This is a genomic window from Mesorhizobium sp. M7A.F.Ca.CA.002.09.1.1, from assembly GCF_003998555.1.
Classification (GTDB): domain Bacteria; phylum Pseudomonadota; class Alphaproteobacteria; order Rhizobiales; family Rhizobiaceae; genus Mesorhizobium; species Mesorhizobium ciceri.
Window position 1 is genome coordinate 1 of the sequence record NZ_RZRR01000508.1, and the last position, 4,106, is coordinate 4,106.

The 4,106-nt window shown below is 64.0% G+C and carries 4 protein-coding genes; 3 read left to right on the forward strand and 1 reads right to left on the reverse strand.

Translation table 11 applies throughout. The features are described from left to right. The 3 genes from EN994_RS20795 to EN994_RS20805 form a co-directional block, all read left to right on the forward strand. Positions 1-626, forward strand: a 626-nt coding sequence (locus tag EN994_RS20795) for an ABC transporter ATP-binding protein (protein WP_164746044.1), incomplete at its 5' end; no start/stop codon positions are given. A 9-nt stretch (positions 627-635) separates the two neighbouring features. Continuing rightward, positions 636-1,610, forward strand: coding sequence for an ABC transporter permease subunit (locus tag EN994_RS20800; RefSeq protein WP_063170075.1), 975 nt, complete (start codon positions 636-638; stop codon positions 1,608-1,610). Positions 1,611-1,614: 4 nt separating this feature from the next. After that, entirely contained in the window at positions 1,615-2,433 is an 819-nt protein-coding gene (locus tag EN994_RS20805) for an ABC transporter permease subunit (RefSeq protein WP_013530251.1), read from the forward strand. An 18-nt stretch (positions 2,434-2,451) separates the two neighbouring features. Here the strand turns inward: EN994_RS20805 and EN994_RS20810 are convergent. Further along, positions 2,452-4,106: AsmA family protein (locus EN994_RS20810; protein ID WP_164746045.1), on the reverse strand; the 1,655-nt coding region annotated here is incomplete at its 5' end.

Below are 4,106 nucleotides of genomic sequence, written 5' to 3' on the forward strand. Positions count from 1 at the left end.
AGGTGCTGCCGCTCGACGAGCCGCTCGGCGCGTTGGACAAGAAGCTGCGCGAAGAGACGCAGTTCGAACTGATGGACCTGCGGCAGAATCTCGGCCTGACCTTCGTCGTCGTCACCCACGACCAGGAAGAGGCGATGACCATGGCCGATCGCATCGCCATCATCGACAAGGGCGAGGTGATGCAGGTGGCAACGCCGGCCGAAGTTTACGAGGCGCCGGGATCGCGTTTCGTCGCTGGCTTCGTCGGCAACGTGAATATGTTCGAGGGCAAGATCGCGCGTGGCGAGGCGGGCAGCGCCTGCATAGACGCCGGCAACGGCATCACCATCCGCACCGACAATGCCGGCACCGCCGGGGCCGGGACGGCCGTCACCTTCGCCATCAGGCCCGAAAAGATCAAGGTGTCGTCGAAGAAGCCGGCCGAGGCCGTCAACGCCATCGAGGGCGAGGTCTACGACATCGCCTATCTCGGCGACATGACCGTCTATCATGTCAGGCTGGACGACGGCCAGGTGGTGCGCGCCAGCACCATGAACGCGGCCCGCATCACCGAGGATCCGTTGAGCTGGAACGACCGCGCCTGGGTTTCCTTCCGGCCCGACGCCGGCGTCGTGCTGACGCGGTAGGGGGCGACCATGTCGAGCGCCGCCGTCACCACAGCATCAGCCTCTCCGGCATCCAATGCCGGCAGATCCATCCTTGCCAGGCTGGGTGCTGCCTTCGTTGGCCGACTGGTCATCATCATCCCGTATGTCTGGCTGCTGTTCTTCTTCCTCATTCCGTTCGTCATCGTCTTCAAGATCTCGCTGTCGCAGACGGCGATCGCCATTCCGCCCTATACGCCGGCGCTCGATTTCAGCGGCGGTATCTCAGGGTTCCTGGCTCAGCTGAAACAGCTCAGCCTCGACAACTACACCTGGCTGACGCAGGACGCGCTCTACTTCAACGCCTATGTGACCAGCGTCATCATCGCCGCGGTCTCGACGGTCCTGACATTGCTCGTCGGCTACCCCATCGCCTACGGCATGGCGCGCGCGCCGGCGACGATCCGCCCGACCTTGCTGATGCTGGTCATCCTGCCGTTCTGGACCTCGTTCCTGATCCGCGTCTACGCCTGGATCGGCATTCTCAAGCCCGAAGGGCTGCTCAATCAGCTGCTGCTCGCCACCGGCATCATCCACCAGCCGCTGATCATCCTCAACACCTATACGGCGATCTTCATCGGCATCGTCTATTCCTACCTGCCGTTCATGGTGCTGCCGCTCTATTCCGCTCTCGAGAAGATGGACTATTCGCTGATCGAGGCGGCCAAGGATCTCGGTTGCCCGCCGACCAGTGCGTTCTGGAAAATCACCTTCCCGCTGTCGCTGCCCGGCGTCATCGCCGGTTGTCTGCTGGTGTTCATTCCGGCTGTCGGCGAATTCGTCATTCCCGATCTGCTCGGCGGATCGCAGACGCTGATGATCGGCAAGACGTTGTGGAACGAGTTCTTCGCCAATCGCGACTGGCCGGTATCGTCGGCCGTGGCCGTCATCCTGCTGTTGCTGCTGATCGTGCCGATCATGCTCTTCCAGCGGGCTCAGGCGCGCGCTCAGGAAATGGACAGGTGACCTCATGAACGCCACCTGGAGCCGCTTCAACATCACCTCGATCGTGCTTGGCTTTGCCTTTCTCTACCTGCCGATCGTGCTGCTCATCGTCTTCTCGTTCAACGAATCGAAACTGGTCACGGTCTGGGGCGGTTTCTCGACCAAATGGTACGTCTCGCTGTTCCACAACCAGGGTCTCATGGACGCGACCTGGGTGACGGCGCGTGTTGGCCTGATCTCGGCCACGGTTGCGACGGTGCTGGGCACGCTGGCGGCACTCACCTTGACCCGCTACACGCGCTTCAAGGGCAGGGTGCTGTTTTCCGGCATGGTCTTTGCGCCGCTGGTCATGCCGGAAGTCATCACCGGCCTGTCGCTGCTGCTGCTCTTCGTCGCCGTCGGGCTCGACCGCGGCTTCCTCACCGTGACGCTCGCCCACATCACGCTGACCATGTGCTTCGTCGCCGTGGTCGTGCAGTCGCGGCTCATGACTTTCGACCGCTCGCTGGAGGAAGCCGCGATGGATCTTGGCGCCACGCCGGTGAAGACCTTCTTCCAGATCACATTGCCGGTCATCATGCCGGCGATCGTCTCCGGCTGGATGCTGGCTTTCACCCTTTCGCTCGACGATCTGGTCATTGCCAGCTTCACCTCGGGGCCGGGCGCGACGACGCTGCCGATGAAGATCTACAGCCAGGTTCGCCTCGGCGTGACGCCGGAAATCAACGCCGCCTGCACCATCCTGATCGCCGTCGTGGCGATCGGCGTCATCATCGCCTCGCTTGCCAACAAGCGGCGTGAGGTGCAGCGCCAGCTCGACGAGCAGGCCGCGCAACGCGGCTGAAGACGAAAACGCGACCGCTTATTCCCCCGAAACGCCGCGGCTGATCGGGGAAATGAACGGCGTGCTCCAGGTTCCGCCGACGAAGAACGACGACTGGTTGGGGCCTTGCTGGCCGTTGGCCTGCGTTGCCGCCTGATCCGGCTGAATGACGCCGCCGGACAAGGCCAGTCCGCGCCCGGCGTAGGACGCGATGCCGGACAGCCAGATCTTGTACTTCGCTGAATTGGCCTCGGCCTTGTCGATTCGCGCCACGCCCTTCGAAATGGTTGCCTTGATCTCGGCACCGTCGATCGGCAATGTTGCGTCGGAGACATCGTCGAGCGCGAAGAAGCCGCCCTGTTCGGTATGTTTGAGGAAGGCCGGCAGGTTGAGCTTGCTCAACGCACCCGGCCCGAAGGTCGCCGAGACCGAGCCGTCGGCATTGTCGAAGATGGAATCCCAGGTTCTGCCCGGCCCCTTGAGGATCACCGAGACGGTGCCCGTGCCGACCGGCACCAGCCGCGTCATCCCTGCCGCCGTGCCGAAAGCACCGCCGTCGATGTCGGACGCCAGAAGGCGGATTTCGACTTGCGAGCCTTCCGGCTTGCGATCGAAGCGAAGGCTGGTCTGGATGTTGCCGCCGAAGGCCGAGGCATCGGAGATGTCGAAGACGGACAGACCATCCTTGACCTGTGCGGTGGCGGCGACGTCGGCGAGCTGGATCGGCCCCGCCGTGGCGTGCGCCGCCGACAGCCTGAGATCGAGATTGATCTTGTCGGCGAAACTTGTGTCGATTTCGCCAGGCCCCGCCCCTCCGGTCGGCACCAGCGGGGTGAAGGCCGACAGAAACGATCTGAGGTCGAGCGTGTCGAAGGCGAGCGTGCCGGAGATCACCGGTTGTGCTTCACCAAGCGAGAGGTCCAGCGCACCCATCCCCGGATTGTTGTCGAGTGCAATCGCCGTGTTGTCGAACTTGACGCGCCCGCCGGTCGCGGTGATCTTGCTCGAAATGCTGACCGAGCCGATCGCCGCACCCGGAGCGATGCCGGCCTGCGACCATTCCAGGACACGCCGCAGCGAGGGTGCCGAGAACTTCGCTTGACCGTCGAAATAGGTATTTTCAGACATGCTGGCCGTGCCGTCGAACGAGAAGGTGGCGGGCGCCGCCTTGAAGGACAGTGTCAGCGGCGCCGTGCCGCCGGCAAACAGCACAAGCGGTTTGGCCGAGGCGACGTCCAGCGCGACGCTTTCGCCCCGCCAGATGCCGGTTGCCGACAGCGTCGCATTGCTGTTCATCGCCGCCCAATTTGCCTGACCGTTCAAACTGCTCAGGATCTCGACGTCCTTGCCGCCGATGGAGGCTACCATGCGGCCGTCACGAAACTCGACCGTGCCGAAGGTGTCGGTAGGCAGCTTGTCGAGGTCCGGTTTGGCGGGGTCGGCGTTGACCAGGCCGCGCGCCGTGTCGATGGAGCGCGTGATGCGCCCGCCGGTCGGGACAGCGGGCAGGAAAAGGCCGGCAGGCGTGCGCTGGACCCGGATCGTCGGCCGCACCAGCCGCGCCGTCGAAAACACCACGTCGCCGCGCAAGGCCGCCATGGCGGAAAGGTCGACCTCGACCCGTTCTGCCTCGACCACCGGCGGCGCCTCGGTGTCGGTCCATTGTGACAGCGTCACATCGGTCAGGATGGCGC